This window comes from Pantoea sp. S62 (genome assembly GCF_016658625.1).
Classification (GTDB): Bacteria; Pseudomonadota; Gammaproteobacteria; order Enterobacterales; family Enterobacteriaceae; genus Pantoea; species Pantoea vagans.
Map to the genome: position 1 here is coordinate 64,267 of NZ_JACVVI010000007.1, position 20,705 is coordinate 84,971.

A 20,705-nucleotide genomic window follows, 5' to 3' on the forward strand; every position below is an offset into this window, starting at 1 on the left:
CGCCAGCCACCGGGCTTCAGGCCATAAAGCGATTCTGTTCACCTGAGGGAAATGCGAGAAATGAATAATCTGCCCGCCATGATGAAGGAGATTGAAACGTATCTGTCGCCCGCGATCATGGAGTCGGCTCAGCGCTGCTCCGTCCGCCTGCTGGCGGCGTTACCGGATAAGCTGCAGCTGGAGAACAACCGTGTGCTGCTCGCCTATGGCGGTGGAAAAGACAGCAGTTACATGGTGGCTTACGTGCGATACATTCAGGGCCTGATCTGGCAGCAGCAGGGCAGCACTTTCTCTCTTCGTGTCAGCACCAACCGCCATGCGGCAATGAATCGGAGCGTGATGGAGAATATCCATCGCGTGTATCAGGCGCTGGCGATGCATGACGATGAACGGGCGGAATGTCTGGTGGTGGATGGCCTGCTGATCCGGCCGTTTGCCCGCGACCTGCCGATGCCGGAGAGCGTGCGGCAGCAGAACCGCCATGATGTGCTGATGAATGGCCACCGCTTTCGCGCCGATGGGCGCTCGACCTTCTGCAATGCCTGTAATCTCAGCATGGTGAACTCCTTTGGCCTGGCGGCAGACTACAACGGCGGCGTGGATTTGATTGTTACCGGCGACTCGCCGCAGGAGCAGGCTGCCTATGTTGCCTGGGCGCGGCACCTTTCACGGCTGTTTGATGCGCCGGTAGCGGACAAAGACCGGGGCTTCAGCGGCTTTCTCCAGACGCTGGACGGCGTAGCTGAGCGCTACTTCTCTGACGTTTACGGTGCCGATCAACTGACACCCGCGCACCGCATTACCCACCAGCTGGCGCGCGATCCGCTGTTTTTCAACATCTATCAGGACACTGCCTATGAAGCGGGCGCGCACTGGGCGCTGCTCAGCGAATTTATGCGTTTCCGTTTTGATGAGCTGATGTTCAGCTTTTCTGAGTCCGACTGCGGTAATCCGACACTGATGGCCCATTTGCGCGGACTGCGGGCAGAAACGCTGCTGCAGCGTAACTATGCCGAAGGGATCCGCGAATATGTGCGCTTTGCGCTGGGGCTGATGGTGAAGAAAGATTTTCCGCCACAGCTGATTGATGAGATGGCGGCACGTTATCAGGATGACGACGCCATCTACCAGCAGCGGCAGCGCGCGGCGGACTTCGCCCTGCAGGCGTTTGACCTTAACGACGACCAGCTGATCTGCATGATCTACTCACCCTTCCTGGCACAGGGAGAACAGCTCGGACAGTGGCTGTCACAGCAGCAGATTGCGCTGGATGAAACAGCCATTCGCGACCTGCTTGAGCAGCGCAGCGAGGATCTCACGCTGGCACAGCAGCTAACACAGCTCTCTGGCCTGACGCTGACGCAGATGCGGCACTGCTGGCAGAGCAGACCGGTCAGTTCGCTGCTGGAGGGCAAAAGCCGCGATCCGCTGTCGCGCGTCCTGCGTTTTGATCCCCATAAAGCGGTGATTCAGGTCAATAACGGTGTGCTCAACGACATCGTGACAGAAATCATTTCCGGGCGTTAACCCGGTAAGGCAAGGCGATGAAAAAGATTTTTCTGCAAATTGGCGCCACCCGCGATGGCCAGAACCCCTACTGCGAGGTGGCAAAGCGCGATGGCTATTTCACCGTGCTGGCGGAAATGGGCGATTTTGTCGATTACCAGTCGTTAAGTCTGGCGCTGCCGTTTGATCTGATCATCCGCCTCGACCGTCCTGAGAATCCGTGGGAGGTCATGCAGGCCTATCTCCATGCCGGTTTGCTGGCGCATCCGCTGGTAGTGCTGGCGGGTTTTGAAGCCTACAACGCCAGCGCCGGACGGCTGCGCGAGATGCTGGCCGGGCCTGACGCGCCCGCCGCCTTTATTCCGCTGGATAAATATGCGCAGCGCATGGCGCTGAAAAAAGCCTGGCCGCGCTTTCCGCAGCCGGAGTTCCGCTTTTTCGCCTCGCCGCTCAGCATTCTGGATGCGGAACAGGCGCTGATCTATCCCTGTGTCGTGAAGCCGGTGGATGGCGGCGGCGGGCTGGGCATCTGGCTGATTGAGCGCGCCGATCAGCTGCACAGCGTAGTAACACAGCTGGTACAGACCATGAACTACGGCGGGCGCGGCTTCAGCGGCTTTATTGTGGAAAGTGCGCTGATCGGCGAGGAGTTTTCGTTGCAGGGCGTGGTGCATCAGGGGCATCCCCTGGCGCTGACCTGTTGCCAGAAGGTCATTGAGCAGCACCGGGATAGCGAAGGCTGCGTCAGCTTTTATGAGTCGGGGCATGTGGCGATGGCAGCAGCAGCCCTGCCAGCGTCGTTCAGCAGTCTGATGACCTTCTGCTGCGAAACCTTTGGCTATCGTCAGGGCGCGTTTCACATCGATTTCATCGTGGTGAATGGCGTGCCGCATTTCCTGGAGATGGGATTCCGGCTCTCCGGCATGGGCGTGGCGACGCTGGTGCAGGCGACGACGGGCATCAACTGGGCGGAAGTCACCTTCCGGCTGGAAGCGGGCGGTGCACTGCCTGTCTTTACCTTCACCCCACCCGGTGCGGTCGGCCAGCTGCGGTTACGGCAACCGGCGCAGCTTCAGGCGGCTGAACGCTGGATTGATCAGCATCAGCAGGGTGCGCTGTTGCCACCACTCAGATTGCCGGCATTACAGGTTTCACCCCGATCCTCACTCTATGCCGATCTGACCCGACACGCGGGCATTCTGGCAACGTTCAGCCTGACGGCCGCTACGCGCGAACCCATTATGACCACCTTTCAGCAGGTGATTGCCGCGCAATCCGTTACAGCCGGGAGAGACAAAGTATGTGCAGGATGATTCTGGCGCATGGTCAGTTCGACAGCGCACAGATTTTAGAGGCGGCGCGCGCCATGAGCTGCGGTGAAGGCGCTGAACACGATAGCCCGATTAAATCGCATCCCAACGGCTGGGGCTGTCTGTGGCTGGAAGAGGGCGAGATTCGAACCCTGCACGGCACCGGCCCGTTCGCCGACGCCCTGCCGGGCATTGATGTGGATCGCCTGCGCAGCCGCTTTCTGGCGGTGCATGTGCGTCACGCCACGCTGAGTAAAAATCAGGGGATCGAATTTTCGCATCCGCTGTGGCGCAACAGCGCCGGACATCAGTGGTACATGATGCATAACGGCTTTCTGCCGACGATTTACCGCCAGCTTGGCCTGGCGGAATCCCGCTTCGATTCCGAAGAGTATCTGCGCTACCTGGTGGATCAGACCACACCCGCCGATTTCACCCGCGACTATCTGCGCGCAAAGATGGCGCAGGTTGAGCCAGGCGGTAGCGCAGGCAATGCCATTTTTGTCACCCGCGACAAAGCCTGGGCGTGGCAGTGGCATCCGCACGATACGCCTTTCCCTGACTACTTTACGATGCATTTTCGGCAACAGGACGGTTGCACGCTGATCGCCTCTGAACCCGTAACAATACCAGGCAGCGCCGGCAGCTGGCGGCGAATGAACAATCATGAACTCTATGAAATACCGTTTAGGGAGTGATAAACATGGCTATTTTCAATCAGTTCCGCGTGATTAATCCCAACATGTTTGTGGAATCGACCTGGCTGGATGACATCGTCACTGCACGGGTGCCGCTGCTGGTGCTGCGTAATTTCCTGACGCCAGAGGTGCGGGAAACGGTGGTGGCTGACCTGCAGCGCTGCCGGGAAAAGATCCGTGTCTCTCACTATCCCAATGGCGCGCTGACCACGCTTGGTCCCTATCTGGCGCGCCATACGGCGGCACCCGATAACTATTTTACCGAGCTGCGTGATATCCAGCCGGCGTTGCCGCCCTCGCTGAATTCACTGCGCGAACTGATTTACGGCTGGGTGCAGCATGCGCTGCGGCTGGAAAGTTTAAACATCGCCCATGAACCGGGTCGTGGCGACTACGCCGGTTCTATCGTGCGCTTTCATGCCGATGGCGTCGCGAACCCGCTGCATAACGACAATATCGTGCGCGACGCCGCAAAGACCTCGCTGGTGGTGACGCAGATCCTGCATCAGCTCAGCTGCGTGGTCTGCCTGCAGGAGTGCAACGCAGGTGGCGCGCTACGTATCTACAACAAAAAGTGGATGCCGGAGGATGAGCAGTTCAAAACCGCCGGTGAGCTGGGCTATCGCAGTGGTGTGATTGAAAACAGCGAGATCTGCGAATTTTCACCACGCAGTGGTGATATCTATCTGTTTAATCCTGCTTTTTATCACGAGATCGACCGGGTTGAAGGTGATACCCGCATCACCATGGGGTTCTTTTTCGGGCTGACCGATAAAAAGATGAAACACGCTATCGCCTGGAGCTAAGCCGGGTTGTGCAGGAATTTTTGCCAGAAGAGGAGAAGGGAATGACGACGTTTGAAAAAATTACTGCGCTGCTGGATCAGCATCAGGCCAGCTACCGCGTGGTGGAGCATGAGGCAGTCGGGCAGACCGATCAGATCAGCCAGATCCGCGGCAACGCGCTGGGCCAGGCGGCCAAAGCGATGGTACTGGAGGTCACTATGCCGGACGGTGCGCCATCGCGTCAGCTGCTGGCGATTGTGCCGGGTGACTGCCGGATCAATTTCAAAAGCGCGGCGCGCGCCATCGGCGGCAAAAAGTCCTCGTTCGCCGCGCCAGAGCTGGCGCAGGCACTGACCGACTGTGTGATGGGGGCTGTGCCGCCGTTTAGTTTTGATGACCGGCTGGCGCTGCGGGTCGATACCCGGCTGCAGCAGGTCGGCACATTATGGTTTAACGCGGGCGAGCTGGAGAAGTCGATCGCGCTGGCTGCAGATGACTATTTTCGCATCGTGGGTGAAGGCTGTTGTGCTGATATCGCCTCCCCGATTGCGATCACCGCCTGACGGCGGCTCAAGGAGTTTCAGATGTCGGTAAAAGATATGCTGTTAGCGCTGTGCGTGGTGGTAGCGTGGGGCGTGAATTTTGTGGTGATTAAGCTCGGGTTGCAGGGCATGCCGCCTTTTTTGCTGGCCGGACTGCGTTTCGCCCTGGTCGCCTTTCCCGCTATTTTCTTTGTGCGTCGCCCGCCGATCCCGCTGCGCTGGCTGGTGGTTTACGGCATGACCATCAGTTTTGGTCAGTTTGCGTTTTTGTTTCTGGCGATCAAGCTCGGCATGCCAGCCGGTCTGGCGTCGCTGGTGCTGCAGGCACAGGCGTTCTTTACCCTGTTGCTGGGTGCGCTGCTGCTGGCAGAGAAGCTGCGCTGGAATCATATCGTCGGGATTATTATCGCCACGCTGGGGATGTTTATGCTGGCGACGGCGGGGATGGAAGGGCAGACCAGCGCCGGGATTACGCTGACGACTATGATGCTGACCCTGTCGGCGGCGCTGTCATGGGGGCTGGGGAATATCACCAATAAGATTATTATGCGGAACCGCAGTGTGCCGATTATGTCGCTGGTGGTCTGGAGTGCGCTGGTGCCAGTCATTCCGTTCTTTGCCTGTTCGCTGCTGTTTGAGGGGCAGCCCGCCATCGTTAATAGCCTGTTGCATATCGGCCTGCAGACCGTGCTGGCGCTGTTCTACCTGGCGTTTGTCGCCACCATTGTCGGTTACGCTATCTGGGGGAATTTACTGAGTCGCTATGAAACCTGGCGTATCGCGCCGCTGTCGCTGCTGGTACCGGTGGTAGGGATCATTACCGCCGCGCTGGTGCTGGATGAGCACCTCTCTGGTCAGCAGATGCTGGGGGCGGGGGTGATTATTCTGGGGCTGCTGGTGAATGTGTTTGGTGGCGTGCTGGGTCAGCGTCTGGCGATGCGAACGCAGCTTTAAAGATAGCCATAAGAGCAAAAAAAAACGCCGCATGCGCGGCGTTGAGATTGTTGAAAAAGTCTGCCCTGGCTCGCTGTAAGATCCAGCCAGCGAAGGGAACAAAGTCAGATCGGAAAGTTGAAAAAACTGCCATCCCTGGCACGCTCGGCCCACGCCATCCCTGGCGCGGGACGCTTTCCTCCTCTGACCTTATTCCCTGCGCTTTTAGCGAATGCGTTGCTGCCAGGTTCACCCAGCTTTGGCTTTGTCAGCAGTCTGACGCCGCTAACGCGGCGTTTGTCAGACATTACTTCAGAATCTCAATACGGCGTGGTTTCGCCTCTTCCGGCACCAGTCGTTCAAGATCGATGCTCAGCAGACCATTTTCAAGGCGGGCATCGCGTACCACTATGTGGTCGGCGAGCTGGAATTTACGCTCGAAGTTACGCTCGGCGATACCCTGATACAGGTACTTACGCTCGGCCTGCTCTTCAGGATGGGCACCCCGCACGATCAGCACGTTATCGTGCGCCGTGATATCCAGTTCGCTCTGAGAAAAACCGGCCACCGCAATGGTAATGCGATAGTGATTTTCATCGACCAGTTCAACGTTATAGGGAGGATAGCCGCCATTGCTCTGATTCTGATTAGATTCGAGCAGGTTAAACAGGCGATCAAAACCGATAGCAGAGCGATAAAGTGGGGTGAGATCAAAGTTACGCATATTAAGACTCCTGAAATTCAGCAAGTTTTGGCAACCTTCCACAACTGGACAGGCTGGATACGGCACCTCACTGTCCCTTGCGGCGACGGTGAGTGCGTCCGTAAACTAAAAATGGGTGTCACAAAACGATTTTCAAGAGGGCGAAATGCAATTTTTTTCGCCAAATTGCGGAAATGACATACACTCAGGACTACTTTTGCCAGACGCAGACGGACTTCGCCCCAGAGTGTTGACGTTGTCTGGCAAGCCAACTCAGCCAGGCTTATGCCATGGCTGAAGGGATGATGATGATGAAATTGATGAAAACCTTACCTCTGGCTGGAATGGTGTGCTGCGCTATGGCAACAACAGGCTGTTCCAGCGTGATGTCTCATACCGGTGCGAGTCAGGGCTATTATCCCGGCACCCGTGCCAGTGCCGACATGCTGACGGATGGTGATACCAGCTGGGCGCTGAAGCCGCTGGCGTTAATCGATCTTCCTTTCTCTGCCGTGCTGGATACGCTGCTGCTGCCGTGGGACTACTACCGTAGCGACAAAGACAAATCTCTCGACTCCCCACGTGAACGTATCCTGCAGAGCGAAAGGCTGGCGCATACCCAGGAAAGCCTTGCGCAGGCGCAGCCTATGCCACCTATGCGGTCACAGCCGCAACCGTAAAGAGCTGCCGCCAGCCATTCACCTCACGCATAAAAGCAATTTGTGACCCGTCCGGTGACCAGACTACCGCGTCACCTGACGGTGCTTCTTCCGTTCTGCGTGTCAGACGCTGACACGTGCCGCTCTCAACCTCACATCGCATCACGCTGTTATCGCAGATAAAGGCAATTGACTGGCCGTCAGGATGCCAGCTAAAAGCGGACTGAATGCTGTGGCTGAGTTCGGTGATCTGACGCGGTTCGCCGCCGTTGGGAGAGACCGTCCAGAGCTGGATCACCGCGCCGGCATCCGCCATCAGAAACGCGATCTGGCTGCCATCGGGCGCAGTACGCAGCCAATGGCGCGGTTGTAGCGCCACGCCACGGCTGTGCGTCAGGCGACGCTGCTGCACACCAGCCGGTGGCGCAGGTAACTGCTGGCTGCTGCCCTCCAGCGGCCTCTCTCCGGCGCGGGCGTAATCCTCCAGCGCGTCCGGCAGATCAACAATAAAAATTTCAGGCCGTTTCTCGCCCTGCGCCGTCAGCGTGTCGCCAATAAAAGCGATGGCCCAGCGCTGCCAGCTGCCGTCCGGTTTCTGATAGCCACGCTCACCGACCCAGCACTCCTCATAAGCACGATTAATCTGGTCACTGCCTGGCTGCGGTTCCGCATGCGTTCTGCTCACCAGCAGGCAGAAATAGCTGCCGTCATACTCGCGCGGATGCTGTTTAACCGGCGTCACCGCGTGAAGCGGCACCGCGATACCGACGTTGCGCAGATCGAGACGGCTATCCAGCTCATGCATGACATGGTCATTGTAGGTAAAGCTCAGGCGTGAACCATCGGGGCTGAAGACATGTACATGCGAGCCGCCGCGCAGCGCGCCAGGGGTAAAGGGCGGCGTGATATCGCAGGCATCCAGATTCACCGCCGCGCCGTTCTGAACGATCACACCGCGCCGGTGGTGGAAGTCATACTGCCAGCTGTCATCGGGATGTTCCGGGCCATGAATGCAGACGTAGCGTGGGGGCAGATCGGGGCTGACCGTCACGACGCCGACGTGGGCACCGTGCCGGGCCTGATAGAGCACCTCAACGTCACCGGTCATCACATTGACCCGCTCAATGGTCTGGCTGGTAAAGGAGGCACCTGATGGACGGACGTCAAACGCCAGCCACTGGCTGTCGGCCGTCCAGACATTGATATTGGTGAGCTGATGCTGACGGGCAGCAAAGGTGATCTGTTTTTCTGACATGATAAAACCCACGGAGAAAGCGTTGCCCGACAAATTACGCGATTCCGTTTTGCGGTGCAGCTTTTTTGGCGGGGTAAGGGAGCCGGGCCGCTGCGGCCCGGCAGAGAACAGGGCCGTTACAGCACTAACTCTTCAATGGCATGAGCGACGCCATCTTCCATATTGGTTTTAGTGATAAACTGCGCGATTTTCTTAACAGAATCAATGGCATTACCCATGGCGACACCCGTGCCAGCATATTCAATCATCGCCAGGTCATTCTCCTGATCGCCAATCGCCATCACTTCTTCCTGCTTCAGGCCGAGCTTCTCCGCCAGCATTCTGACGCCCTGGCCTTTGTTCACCCGGCGATCGAGGATTTCGAGGTAATACGGCGCACTTTTCAGGATGGTGTAAGTCTGCTGAGCATGCTCGGGCAGGCGGGCAATCGCCGCGTCGAGCAGGGCGGGCCGATCGATCATCATCAGTTTCGGGAAGCGCATAGCGCGATCCATCTCTTCCACCGCGCGATAGCGCACCGGAATGCCGGTCAGGCTCGCTTCATGGATGGTGTATTCACTGATGTCTTTGTTCGGCGTGTAGAGATGAGATTTGTCGAACGCCTGGAAATGGACGCCAAGCTCACGTGCCAGATTCTCAATGTAGAGGTAATCGTCAAAGGTCAGCGTCACTTCTGCCACACACTCACCATCTGCCGCCTGATGAACCAGCGCACCGTTGTTGCTGATCGCGTACTGGCCGGGCGCCTGCATATCCAGCTCCATCAGATAGCGCTGGATACCTACAAACGGCCGACCCGTGGTCAGCACAATCGACACGCCCTGCTTACGGGCACGATCCAGGGCGGATTTCACCCCCGGCGTGATCTCATGTTGCGGATTGAGCAGGGTGCCATCCATGTCGATAGCGATCAATTTAATAGCCATAGAGTCCTCGTAGCGTCTGGGTTTTGTTCAATGCTAGCGCGATTCAGCGCACATTGACTAGTTTCCTGGCAGGCGGGAATGGCCAGGAAACCGCCAGGGTCAGGCGGTAAAGAGATCGCGGTGGATTTTAATCACGGCTTTTCGGATAGTTGCGGGTTCGCCTGGCGCGCAGCAGGGGCGATGAATATCGTGCGGGAAAAACAGCGCGAACATGTCGGGCAGCAGCGTAATCACTGACTCATTTAATATCTTCTGATAAAAAACGACGTCACGCTCCTGGGCGAAATCTTCGGTGATGTGCTGATCGGGATGGGCGCGGGCCACACCAATATTCTCGGTGCCTGCCAGCAGATACTGAATATCGATGTAGTTAAAGTGGGACTCTGCACGACGCGCGCTGGCCGGTTCGGTCATCATCTCCTGCACCAGACAGAACATTTTGTTGTCAGGCTGGATCTCATATTTGCCGGTGTCCAGCTGGCTGAAATCGGTTCCCGCAATCCAGCTTATCGCCTGATCGATGACCGGATGAAAGGCGTGACGTTCTCTGTTCCAGTCGTGACGATCGCAAACAATCATGGTGTAACTCCCTGTAAAAATGAGTGCGCCGGAATAGCGCAAAGAGAGGCAAGAGTAAGGGAGCTCAGCGGGTTAAAACGTGATCGGGGTCGCAGCATGCGGGCAGCAGGACCCGCCTCGCAGGGTTTTCGCCCATACGGCACAAAAAAAAGGCCATCACCTGAGTGATGGCCTTTTATGTCCGCTATCTGTTAAATATCGATATTGGCCGCTTTCAGCGCATTCTCTTCGATGAAGGCGCGGCGCGGCTCGACCGCATCGCCCATCAGGGTCGTGAACAGCTGGTCAGCACCGATCGCATCTTTAATAGTGACGCGCAGCATACGACGGCTGTCTGGATCCATGGTGGTTTCCCACAGCTGATCCGGGTTCATCTCGCCCAGACCTTTATAGCGCTGGACCGACAGGCCACGACGCGACTCTTTCACCAGCCACTCAATCGCCTGTTCGAAGCTTGCCACCGGCTGACGACGCTCACCACGTTCAATGTAAGCATCTTCTTCCAGCAGACCACGCAGTTTGCCACCCAGAGCACAGATTTTGCGGTACTCAGGTCCCTGAACAAACTCAGCTTCCAGCGGATAGTCGGTATCCACACCGTGGGTACGGACGCGCAGCACCGGCTCGAACAGGTTCAGTTCGCGGTTTTCACGCACCTGTGCCAGATAAGTACTGCCGTGCGCTTCACGCTCCGTCAGATAGCTCACCAGGCCGTTCAGCCAGGTAGTGACCTCTGCTTCGTTGCTCAGGTCGCTCAGCGTGTCGTGATAAATCATCGCACGCAGCATGGCCATCGGATAACGGCGTTCCATACGCTTGATCATCTTCTGGGTGCTGTTGAAGTCAGAGACCAGCGTCTCCAGCGGCTCACCGCCCAGCGCAGGCGCGCTGGCATTGGTGTGCAGCGTTGCACCATCAAGGGCGATAGCGATCTGGTATTGGTCCATCGCCTCGTCATCTTTGATGTACTGCTCCTGCTTGCCTTTCTTCACTTTGTAGAGCGGCGGCTGGGCGATATAGACGTGGCCGCGCTCAATGATTTCAGGCATCTGACGATAGAAGAAGGTCAGCAGCAGGGTTCGGATGTGTGAACCATCGACGTCGGCATCGGTCATGATGATGATGCTGTGATAGCGCAGCTTGTCCGGGTTGTACTCATCGCGACCAATACCGCAACCCAGTGCGGTGATCAGCGTGGCCACTTCCTGCGAGGCGAGCATCTTGTCGAAACGCGCTTTCTCAACGTTCAGGATCTTACCTTTCAGCGGCAGAATCGCCTGGTTTTTACGGTTACGGCCCTGTTTGGCCGAGCCGCCTGCGGAGTCACCCTCCACCAGGTAGATTTCAGAGAGCGCCGGATCACGCTCCTGACAATCCGCCAGTTTGCCTGGCAGACCAGCCAGATCCAGCGCGCCTTTACGGCGGGTCATTTCACGGGCGCGGCGTGCTGCTTCACGGGCACGTGCGGCATCGATAATTTTGCCCACGACGATTTTGGCGTCTGACGGGTTTTCCAGCAGGTATTCTGCCAGCAGTTCATTCATCTGCTGCTCAACCGCCGATTTCACCTCTGACGAGACCAGTTTGTCTTTGGTCTGTGAGGAGAATTTTGGATCCGGCACTTTTACCGAAACCACGGCGATCAGGCCTTCACGCGCATCATCACCGGTGGCGCTGACTTTGGCTTTCTTGCTGTAACCCTCTTTATCCATGTAGGCATTCAGGGTACGCGTCATCGCTGCGCGGAAACCGGCAAGGTGCGTACCGCCATCGCGCTGCGGGATGTTGTTGGTAAAGCAGTAAATATTTTCCTGGAAGCCGTCGTTCCACTGCAGCGCCACTTCCACGCCAATGCCATCTTTCTCGGTAGAGAAATAGAACACGGTAGGGTGAATCGGAGTTTTGTTTTTGTTGAGGTACTCAACAAACGCCTTGATACCGCCTTCGTAATGGAAGTGGTCGGTTTTGCCATCACGCTTGTCTTCCAGGCGAATCGACACGCCCGAGTTCAGGAACGACAGTTCGCGCAGGCGTTTTGCCAGAATCTCATACTCGAAATCGCGCACGTTGGTAAAGGTTTCATAGCTTGGCCAGAAACGCACGCGGGTACCGGTGATGTCGGTATCACCAGTGACCGCCAGCGGTGCCTCAGGTACGCCGTGGACGTAAATCTGCTGATGGACTTTGCCTTCGCGACGAATGGTCAGCTCCAGCTTCTGCGACAGGGCGTTAACGACAGAGACGCCCACGCCGTGCAGGCCGCCGGAGACTTTATAGGAGTTATCGTCGAACTTACCGCCCGCGTGCAGCACGGTCATGATCACTTCAGCGGCGGAAACGCCCTCTTCTTCGTGAATACCGGTTGGAATACCGCGTCCATCATCCTGCACCGAGACGGAGTTATCCGCATGGATAGTGACTACGATGTCACTACAGTGACCAGCGAGCGCTTCGTCGATTGCGTTATCCACGACCTCGAATACCATGTGATGCAGACCGGTACCGTCATCGGTATCGCCGATATACATGCCCGGGCGTTTGCGTACCGCATCAAGTCCTTTCAGGACTTTAATACTTGAGGAGTCATAAGAATTCGACATCAACGTTTCTCGCTCATTTTAATCTTCAGGTTGAACCGCTATTTTACCCTGTTCCACGCGGAACATCTTGCCCTTTTCGTCGGTCATGTCGATTACATGTCCGGCAGAAATGGCGCTGACAAACACCTGAGCCTGAGTGGCTTTTAACCGGTCCGCCAGCAGGCGCCGACGGCTTTCATCCAGCTCAGAAGCAAAGTCATCAATGAGGTAAATACAGCGGCGTCCGCTCTGGCTTGTCAGGAACTCGCCCTGTGCCAGACGCAATGCACACATCAGCAGTTTCAACTGCCCGCGTGAGAGTAAATCTTCGACCGGCGTCCCTTCAGCGCGAATACGAAAATCGGCTTTATGGGGGCCGCTGGCGGTATAGGTCAGTGCGCGATCGCGCTCAAAATTACGTTCCAGCAGTTCGGCGTAGTCGCTCTCTTTGTCCCAGCCACGCTGGAAGGAAAAGCGCAGCTCAAACTCCGGCAGAAACTGGGCGCAGGTGGCAGTGATCTCCGCTGAAATCGCCGCACTGTATTCCGCCCGCCACTGGCTGATCTGTTCCGCCAGCGGAACCAGCTCCTGATCCCAGGGACGAATCTGGCTGTAACGTGAAACCTGGCGCAGCGCCGCGTTTCGCTGCTTAAGCAGGCGGCGCATGTTGTTCCAGGCGTTAAAGAAGCCCGGCGTGTTATGGAAACAGCCCCAGTCCACATAGGCTCTGCGGTATTTGGGGCCGCCATTCAACAAACTAAAGCCTTCCGGCGTAATTAACTGCATCGGCAGCAGCTGCGCCAGCTCCGCGACCTTGTGACCATCGCTGCCGTCAATGCGCACTTTGCTGTCACCGGCCCGGTTTTTGGTCAGCCCGACGGAGATTTCCCGCTCTTTGCTTTCCAGTCGTCCGTGCAGTACGAACGCTGCCTCGTCGTGACGGATCACGCGGCCCGCCTGCAGGCTGCGAAACGAGCGGCCATGCCCCAGCGTATGGATCGCCTCTAAAACGCTGGTTTTGCCGCTGCCGTTGACGCCCACCAGGAAATTAAAGCCGGGTGCCAGCTGCAGGTCAGCCTGCTCGATATTACGAAAATCTTTGATAAGAAGGCGGGTTAAAGCCATGAATCAATCCAGCGTGAAGGGCAATAGTCGGGATGAATGGGTTTGCCTTATAACACAATCCAGTGCGTTGACGGCGAAGCAGGTTTGCCCGATATCGCCGTCACCAGGACGATATGTAACACCTACAAGCGCATGGGCATCACGACGTAGGCCGCTGCGGGACTTGCTACATCTTCAATCTGCACGCTCGACACCGAATCCGTCAGCAGCAGGCGGACGTTTTCGCACTTCAGCGCGTTCAGCACATCCAGCACATAACTGACGTTGAAGCCAATCTCCAGTTCCGTGCCGTTATAGCTGACATCCAGCATCTCTTCCGCTTCTTCCTGTTCAGGGTTATTGGCAGTGATCTTCAGCTGATTCTCAGTGATATAGAGGCGAACGCCGCGGAACTTCTCATTCGAGAGGATCGCCGCACGGGCAAACGCCTGTTTGAGCAGATCGCAGCCTGCTTCCAGCGCTTTGTCGGGATTCTTCGGCAGTACGCGGCGATAATCGGGGAAACGACCATCAACCAGCTTAGAGGTGAAGATATAGTCACCGACGTGCGCCCGGATGTTGCTGCCGCCAATCTGAACCTGCAGCGGATTCTCGCCGCCATCCAGCAGACGCAGCAGCTCAATCACGCCTTTACGCGGCACAATCACCGAGTGACTCGGCAGCGCCTGACCAATCGGCATGGAGCAAACGGCCAGACGGTGACCATCAGTGGCCACAGTGCGCAGCTCTTCCCCTTCGGTTTCAAACATCATGCCGTTGAGGTAGTAACGCACATCCTGATGCGCCATCGAGAACTGCGTCGCTTCGATCAACCGTTTCAGGGTCGCCTGTGGCAGGGTGAATTCAACTTCACTCTGCCAGTCGTCCAGATTCGGGAAGTCACTGGCGGGCAGGGTCGACAGCGAAAAACGGCTGCGGCCAGAGCGAACCAGCATGCGATCGCCTTCCAGCGCCAGCGTAATTTCTGCGCCATCGGGCAATCCGCGACAGATATCGAGGAATTTGCGCGCTGGCACGGTGGTGGAGCCAGGCTCATGCGCCTGCGTCAGCGCTACGCGCGCGACCATCTCCATTTCCAGATCGGTACCGGTCAGTAACAGCGACCCTTCCGTTACCTGCAGCAGCAGGTTTCCAAGGATCGGCAGTGTCGGACGACCGCCCAGCGGGCCACTTACTTGCTGCAGCGGCTTCAGCAGCTGCTCACGTTCAACAATAAATTTCATAGCGTCAGGAAGATAATGTTCTGATGAGATTAGAGAAATCTTCTTTGATATCGTGGCTCTCTTCACGCAGCTGCTCAATCTTGCGGCAGGCATGAAGCACCGTTGTGTGGTCGCGACCCCCAAAAGCATCGCCAATTTCTGGCAAGCTGTGGTTCGTCAACTCTTTTGCCATCGCCATCGCCATCTGGCGCGGACGCGCTACCGAGCGCGAACGGCGCTTGGAGAGCAGATCCGCCACCTTAATCTTGTAGTACTCAGCCACGGTCTTCTGAATATTATCGATGGTGACCAGCTTTTCCTGCAGCGCCAGCAGATCGCGCAGCGCTTCGCGCACGAAGTCGATGGTTATCGCCCGGCCGGTAAAGTTGGCATTGGCGATCACGCGATTCAGCGCGCCTTCCAGTTCACGCACGTTAGAGCGTAAACGCTTGGCAATAAAGAAGGCGACTTCACCCGGCAGACGGATGTCGTTCTCATCTGCTTTTTTCATCAGGATTGCCACGCGCGTTTCCAGCTCAGGCGGCTCGATCGCCACCGTTAAACCCCAGCCGAAACGTGACTTAAGACGATCCTCCACCCCATTGATCTCTTTTGGATAGCGATCCGAGGTGAGGATGATCTGCTGATTGCCTTCTAATAAGGCATTAAAGGTGTGGAAGAACTCTTCCTGCGACCGCTCTTTATTCGCAAAGAACTGAATGTCATCGATCAGCAGCGCATCGACAGAACGGTAATAGCGTTTGAACTCTTCAATCGCGTTGTTCTGCAGCGCTTTAACCATATCCTGCACAAAGCGCTCGGAGTGCATGTAAACCACTTTTGCATTGGGTTTACGGGCAATGATGCCGTTGCCTACGGCGTGCAGCAGGTGCGTTTTACCGAGACCGGTGCCGCCATACAGAAACAGCGGGTTGTAAGCGCCGCCTGGATTATCCGCCACCTGACGTGCCGCCGCGCGCGCCAGCTGGTTGGATTTACCCTCGACAAAGTTATCGAAGTTATGACGGTTATTCACATTCGAGCGATAGGTGACGTCGGCCGGTGCCGGGACATTATCCCAGCTGGGACGCAGGATCTGCGTTGGGGCCGGACGGATGTGACTCTGCACGGGCATGACGGGCGCGCTGACGCTGGCCATCACCGGCTGGCTGACCGCTGCCGCTGGCTGCTGAACCGGGCGCGTACCCACTTCAAAACGCAGCGCAGGCACGTTCGGACCACAGAATTCATTCAGCAGTGCATTGATACTGTTAAGGTATTTGTCCCGGACCCAGTCGAGTACGAAGCGATTTGGAGCATACAAGGCAAGCGTATTGTCGTTTAACTCAGCCTGCAGTGGACGGATCCACATGCTGAATTCGGTGGCAGGAAGCTCATCCTGCAAACGGGCAAGACACTGTTGCCAAAGCGTAAGTGACACGGCGGACTCCACTCGTACAAATTCGAAAAGAATAGTAGGCGTTACTCTAAGAAACGTTCATTTTTGACACAGACGCTAAGAAAGCGCCTGCGACCGCTATCAGCGGTTTCCCGTCCTGCAATCACCGGAGGATCGTCAGCGGAAGGGCGGATCATAGCGCAAAGCGAGACAGAGATCTTCCCTTTCTACACAGTTTTGATCCTTTTTATCCACAGGCCGGAGACGCGCAAAGAAGTTTACGCCAGTTGCGGGAAAAACCAGCAGGGATCTGGCGCAATGCGCTAAATTTTCGGGCGACATCTCATTTTATCCCCAGGATCCGGCAAGCCGATCGCAATAAGATCCCGTACGATCCTTGCGCTTTGGAACGGAGCCCGTATAATCCTTCACCCGACATTATGCTGTAAGGCGCAACGTCGGGTCTCAGCGGGCTGTATGCGGGTTTTCAGGCACGACAACACGCGAAGTAAATTGACTCGGGACTGTACAATTATTACAATCCCGCCTCTTTATTAAAGACACATTGAGGCGTAGGTCGATTTACTGGCCCGAAACGCGTCATCCAGTGAAAATTTTCAAGTTTAGGTAGAAACCGCCATGAAACGCACTTTTCAACCGTCCGTACTGAAGCGCAACCGTTCACACGGTTTCCGTGCTCGTATGGCAACAAAAAATGGTCGTCAGGTTCTGGCACGTCGTCGTGCTAAAGGCCGTTCTCGTCTGACCGTTTCTAAGTAATAAAGCAAGCCCTGATGGGTAAGCTCGCATTTCCCAGGGAGTTACGTTTGTTAACTCCCACTCATTTCACTTTCGTCTTCCAGCAGCCACAACGGGCTGGCACGCCGCAAATTACTATTCTCGGCCGCCTTAACGCGCTGGGGCATCCCCGCATCGGTCTCACCGTCGCTAAAAAACATGTGAAACGCGCTCATGAACGCAACCGGATCAAGCGATTGACCCGCGAAAGCTTTCGTCTGCGTCAACATGAACTGCCGTCGATGGACTTCGTGGTGGTCGCGAAGAAGGGGGTTGCCGATCTGGATAACCGTATGCTGGCGGAAGCGTTGGAGAAATTATGGCGTCGTCACTGTCGCCTGGCGCGCGGCTCCTGATCGTCCTGATACGCGTCTATCAACGCGGTATCAGTCCATTACTGGGACCACACTGTCGGTTTCACCCGACCTGCTCTCATTACGGAATTGAGGCGTTACGCAGGTTCGGCCTGATAAAAGGCAGTTGGTTGACATTAAAACGCGTATTAAAATGCCACCCTTTGAACCCGGGTGGTGACGATCCTGTGCCGCCAAAAACCTTTGATACCAGAGAACATTAACGATGGATTCGCAACGCAATCTCTTTCTCATCGCTTTTCTGTTCGTGACCTTTATGATCTGGCAAGCCTGGCAGACGGACCACGCTCCGCAGCCACAGCAGACGCAGACCACACAGGGCACCAACAGCGTAGCGGGTGATACCGCCAGTCAGGGTGTACCGGCCAGCGGTCAGGGCCAGACGATCACCGTTAAGACTGATGTCCTGTCATTGAATATCAACACCCGCGGCGGTGATGTTGAACAGGCACAGCTGCTGACTTTCCCGGACAAACTGGGTTCAGACCAGCCGTTCCAGCTGCTTGAAACAACGCCAGCGTTCCTTTATCAGGCTCAGAGTGGTTTAACCGGTCGTAATGGTCCGGATAACCCGAACAACGGTGCGCGTCCGCTGTTCACCACTGCGCAGGATCACTTCGAGATGGCTGATGGCCAGTCCGAACTGCGTGTGCCGATGACCTATACCGCTGAAAATGGCGTGGTTTACACCAAAACCTTCATCTTCAAGCGTGGCGAATATGCCGTTAATGTCGATTATCATGTCAACAACACCACTCAGCAGCCGCTGGAAGTGTCACTGTTTGGCCAGCTGAAGCAGACGATTGATCTGCCTAAGCATCGCGATACCGGCAGCAACAACTTTGCTCTGCACACCTTCCGTGGCGCGGCCTACTCCACCAGCGAGTCGAAATATGAGAAGTATAAATTCGACACCATCGCGGACAACGAGAACCTGAACGCAACCACCAGCAATGGCTGGGTGGCGATGCTGCAGCAGTACTTTGCGACTGCATGGGTTCCGCGTACTGAAGGCACCAACACCCTTTACACCAGCAACCTGGGTAACGGCGTGGCAGCGATTGGCTATAAATCTGCACCGGTCACCATCGCTGCAGGCGCTCAGCAGAATCTGGGTGCAACGCTGTGGGTCGGCCCGGAAATTCAGGACAAGATGGCCGCGATTGCGCCGCACCTTGATCTGACCGTGGATTACGGCTGGTTGTGGTTTATCTCTCAGCCGCTGTTCAAGCTGTTGAAATTTATCCACAGCTTCATCGGTAACTGGGGCTTCTCCATTATCGTGATCACCTTCATCGTGCGCGGCATCATGTACCCGCTGACCAAAGCGCAGTACACCTCGATGGCTAAGATGCGCATGCTGCAGCCGAAGATTCAGGCGATGCGTGAGCGTCTGGGTGATGACAAGCAGAAGCAGAGCCAGGAAATGATGGCGCTGTATAAAGCAGAGAAAGTGAATCCGCTGGGTGGCTGTCTGCCGCTGGTGATTCAGATGCCAATCTTCCTGGCGCTCTACTATATGCTGTCAGGCTCAGTTGAACTGCGTCATGCGCCATTCATTCTGTGGATCCATGACCTGTCAGCGCAGGACCCTTACTACATCCTGCCGATTCTGATGGGCATCACCATGTTCTTCATTCAGAAGATGTCACCGACCACCGTGACCGATCCGATGCAGCAGAAGATCATGACTTACATGCCGGTGATCTTCACCGTGTTCTTCCTGTGGTTCCCGTCAGGTCTGGTGCTGTACTACATCGTCAGCAACCTGGTAACCATTCTCCAGCAGCAGCTGATTTATCGCGGCCTGGAAAAACGTGGTCTGCATAGCCGCGACAAGAAGAAAGCGTAAGCGATCCAGCGCGGGAGCCATCCCGCTCTAAAATAGTCTATTCTCAGGCGGTCAAAGCGACCGCCTGTGTTTTTTGTAGCGAGAGAAAATTTATGAGCCACAGCGATACCATTGTTGCCCAGGCAACACCGCCCGGACGCGGCGGCGTCGGCATTCTGCGCGTCTCCGGTGCCCAGGCGGCAGAGGTCGCCCGCCAGCTGCTGGGTAAACTGCCTAAGCCGCGATACGCCGATTATCTGCCGTTCACTGACAGCGACGGCAGCGTGCTGGATCAGGGCATTGCGCTGTGGTTTCCTGGCCCCAATTCATTTACCGGCGAAGATGTGCTGGAGCTGCAGGGCCACGGCGGCCCGGTAATTCTCGATCTGCTGCTGAAGCGCATCGTGGCGCTGCCGGGCGTGCGTATCGCTCAGCCGGGTGAGTTCTCTGAGCGTGCGTTTCTGAACGACAAGCTCGATCTGGCGCAGGCCGAAGCGATTGCCGACCTGATTGATGCCAGCTCTGAGCAGGCGGCGCGTTCGGCCGTGAACTCGCTGCAGGGCGCGTTCTCCACCCGCGTCAATCATCTGGTGGAAGCGCTCACTCACCTGCGCATCTATGTCGAAGCGGCTATCGACTTCCCGGATGAAGAGATCGATTTCCTCTCTGACGGCCGAATTGAAGCACAGCTGAATACGGTGATCGGGGACCTGGATGCGGTCCGTGCCGAAGCGCGTCAGGGCAGCCTGCTGCGTGAAGGAATGAAGGTGGTGATTGCGGGCCGGCCTAATGCGGGCAAATCGAGCCTGCTGAATGCGCTGGCAGGCCGTGAAGCCGCTATCGTTACGGATATTGCGGGCACCACCCGTGACGTACTGCGTGAGCATATTCATATAGATGGCATGCCGCTGCATATCATCGACACCGCCGGTCTGCGTGAGGCCAGCGACGAAGTCGAACGCATCGGCATTGAGCGCGCCTGGCAGGAGATTGAACAGGCTGACCGCGTGCTGTTTATGGTAGATGGCACCACCACCGATGCCACCGAAGCGGCGGCTATCTGGCCCGATTTTGTCTCCCGTCTGCCGCCGGAGCTGCCAATTACCGTGGTGCGCAATAAGGCGGATGTCACCGGGGAAGCGCTGGGCCTTACAGAAGTAAACGGTCACTCACTGATTCGCCTGTCGGCACGCACCAGCGAGGGCGTCGATGCGCTGCGGGATCACCTGAAGCAGAGCATGGGCTTCGCGGGCAACATGGAAGGTGGCTTCCTGGCGCGTCGTCGCCATCTGCAGGCGCTGGAGCTGGCGGCCACACACTTACAGCAGGGGAAAGCACAGCTGCTCGGTGCCCGGGCCGGTGAGTTACTGGCGGAGGAGCTGCGTGTTGCTCAGCAGGCGTTAAGCGAGATCACCGGTGAATTCACCTCTGACGATCTGCTGGGCCGTATCTTCTCCAGCTTCTGTATTGGTAAATAGCTTTCCGGGCCTGGCGGCATCGC

General features: G+C 56.7%; 20 protein-coding genes. 12 read left to right on the forward strand and 8 right to left on the reverse strand.

The window, feature by feature from the left end:
- The first annotated feature begins 60 nt into the window (after positions 1 to 60).
- Genes IBT54_RS12250 through IBT54_RS12275 form a run of 6 tightly spaced genes read left to right on the forward strand, consistent with a single transcriptional unit; the run spans position 61 to position 5,795 of the window.
- On the forward strand, positions 61 to 1,527 hold the full coding sequence (locus IBT54_RS12250; RefSeq protein ID WP_201252222.1) for a hypothetical protein: 1,467 nt from the start codon (positions 61 to 63) through the stop codon (positions 1,525 to 1,527).
- 17 nt (positions 1,528 to 1,544) lie between these two features.
- Positions 1,545 to 2,819, forward strand: coding sequence for an acetyl-CoA carboxylase biotin carboxylase subunit family protein (locus tag IBT54_RS12255; RefSeq protein WP_110331117.1), 1,275 nt, complete (start codon positions 1,545 to 1,547; stop codon positions 2,817 to 2,819).
- Positions 2,807 to 3,514, forward strand: coding sequence for a class II glutamine amidotransferase (locus IBT54_RS12260; protein ID WP_201252223.1), 708 nt, complete (start codon positions 2,807 to 2,809; stop codon positions 3,512 to 3,514). The genes IBT54_RS12255 and IBT54_RS12260 overlap by 13 nt, the downstream gene beginning before the upstream one ends.
- Before the next feature lie 5 nt (positions 3,515 to 3,519).
- On the forward strand, positions 3,520 to 4,320 hold the full coding sequence (locus tag IBT54_RS12265; protein ID WP_033784369.1) for a hypothetical protein: 801 nt from the start codon (positions 3,520 to 3,522) through the stop codon (positions 4,318 to 4,320).
- Positions 4,321 to 4,361: 41 nt separating this feature from the next.
- Positions 4,362 to 4,862: a YbaK/EbsC family protein gene (locus IBT54_RS12270; protein WP_013359596.1), complete on the forward strand. Its 501-nt coding sequence runs from the start codon at positions 4,362 to 4,364 to the stop codon at positions 4,860 to 4,862.
- A 21-nt stretch (positions 4,863 to 4,883) separates the two neighbouring features.
- Entirely contained in the window at positions 4,884 to 5,795 is a 912-nt protein-coding gene (locus IBT54_RS12275; RefSeq protein ID WP_201252224.1) for an EamA family transporter, read from the forward strand.
- A gap of 286 nt (positions 5,796 to 6,081) precedes the next feature.
- Here IBT54_RS12275 and ibpA read toward each other — a convergent pair whose 3' ends face one another.
- On the reverse strand, positions 6,082 to 6,498 hold the full coding sequence (ibpA, locus tag IBT54_RS12280; protein WP_003849623.1) for a small heat shock chaperone IbpA: 417 nt from the start codon (positions 6,496 to 6,498) through the stop codon (positions 6,082 to 6,084).
- Positions 6,499 to 6,788: 290 nt separating this feature from the next.
- Between ibpA and IBT54_RS12285 the strand changes: the two genes are divergently transcribed.
- The gene (locus IBT54_RS12285) at positions 6,789 to 7,157 is read left to right on the forward strand and encodes a YceK/YidQ family lipoprotein (RefSeq protein ID WP_236263131.1); all 369 of its coding nucleotides are present in this window, start codon (positions 6,789 to 6,791) and stop codon (positions 7,155 to 7,157) included.
- On the opposite strand, the gene IBT54_RS12290 is transcribed toward IBT54_RS12285, so the two are convergent.
- From IBT54_RS12290 to dnaA, 7 genes are all read right to left on the reverse strand, one after another.
- The gene (locus IBT54_RS12290) at positions 7,132 to 8,391 is read right to left on the reverse strand and encodes a DUF3748 domain-containing protein (protein ID WP_195857523.1); all 1,260 of its coding nucleotides are present in this window, start codon (positions 8,389 to 8,391) and stop codon (positions 7,132 to 7,134) included. The genes IBT54_RS12285 and IBT54_RS12290 overlap by 26 nt on opposite strands.
- A 116-nt stretch (positions 8,392 to 8,507) precedes the next feature.
- Positions 8,508 to 9,317, reverse strand: a complete 810-nt coding sequence (gene yidA, locus IBT54_RS12295) for a sugar-phosphatase (protein ID WP_033784374.1) — start codon at positions 9,315 to 9,317, stop codon at positions 8,508 to 8,510.
- A gap of 99 nt (positions 9,318 to 9,416) precedes the next feature.
- A complete protein-coding gene (locus IBT54_RS12300; RefSeq protein WP_201252225.1) occupies positions 9,417 to 9,896 on the reverse strand; it encodes a YhcH/YjgK/YiaL family protein in 480 nt (159 codons plus the stop codon).
- A gap of 191 nt (positions 9,897 to 10,087) precedes the next feature.
- Entirely contained in the window at positions 10,088 to 12,496 is a 2,409-nt protein-coding gene (gene gyrB / locus IBT54_RS12305) for a DNA topoisomerase (ATP-hydrolyzing) subunit B (RefSeq protein ID WP_013359602.1), read from the reverse strand.
- Positions 12,497 to 12,514: 18 nt separating this feature from the next.
- On the reverse strand, positions 12,515 to 13,600 hold the full coding sequence (gene recF / locus IBT54_RS12310; RefSeq protein ID WP_013359603.1) for a DNA replication/repair protein RecF: 1,086 nt from the start codon (positions 13,598 to 13,600) through the stop codon (positions 12,515 to 12,517).
- Positions 13,601 to 13,722: 122 nt separating this feature from the next.
- On the reverse strand, positions 13,723 to 14,823 hold the full coding sequence (gene dnaN, locus IBT54_RS12315; protein ID WP_033734661.1) for a DNA polymerase III subunit beta: 1,101 nt from the start codon (positions 14,821 to 14,823) through the stop codon (positions 13,723 to 13,725).
- A gap of 4 nt (positions 14,824 to 14,827) precedes the next feature.
- A complete protein-coding gene (gene dnaA, locus IBT54_RS12320; protein WP_013359605.1) occupies positions 14,828 to 16,243 on the reverse strand; it encodes a chromosomal replication initiator protein DnaA in 1,416 nt (471 codons plus the stop codon).
- 597 nt (positions 16,244 to 16,840) lie between these two features.
- Between dnaA and rpmH the strand changes: the two genes are divergently transcribed.
- From rpmH to mnmE, 5 genes are all read left to right on the forward strand, one after another.
- On the forward strand, positions 16,841 to 16,981 hold the full coding sequence (gene rpmH / locus IBT54_RS12325) for a 50S ribosomal protein L34 (protein WP_003849659.1): 141 nt from the start codon (positions 16,841 to 16,843) through the stop codon (positions 16,979 to 16,981).
- A gap of 14 nt (positions 16,982 to 16,995) precedes the next feature.
- On the forward strand, positions 16,996 to 17,355 hold the full coding sequence (gene rnpA / locus IBT54_RS12330) for a ribonuclease P protein component (RefSeq protein WP_008926396.1): 360 nt from the start codon (positions 16,996 to 16,998) through the stop codon (positions 17,353 to 17,355).
- Positions 17,319 to 17,576 (forward strand): membrane protein insertion efficiency factor YidD, encoded by a 258-nt coding sequence (gene yidD / locus IBT54_RS12335; RefSeq protein ID WP_008926397.1) that lies wholly within the window; start codon positions 17,319 to 17,321, stop codon positions 17,574 to 17,576. The genes rnpA and yidD overlap by 37 nt, the downstream gene beginning before the upstream one ends.
- Positions 17,577 to 17,578: 2 nt before the next feature.
- Positions 17,579 to 19,225 (forward strand): membrane protein insertase YidC, encoded by a 1,647-nt coding sequence (yidC, locus tag IBT54_RS12340; RefSeq protein ID WP_013359606.1) that lies wholly within the window; start codon positions 17,579 to 17,581, stop codon positions 19,223 to 19,225.
- A gap of 92 nt (positions 19,226 to 19,317) precedes the next feature.
- Complete coding sequence (mnmE, locus tag IBT54_RS12345) at positions 19,318 to 20,682, forward strand: tRNA uridine-5-carboxymethylaminomethyl(34) synthesis GTPase MnmE (protein ID WP_095706433.1); 1,365 nt, start codon at positions 19,318 to 19,320, stop codon at positions 20,680 to 20,682.
- Positions 20,683 to 20,705 lie beyond the last annotated feature (23 nt).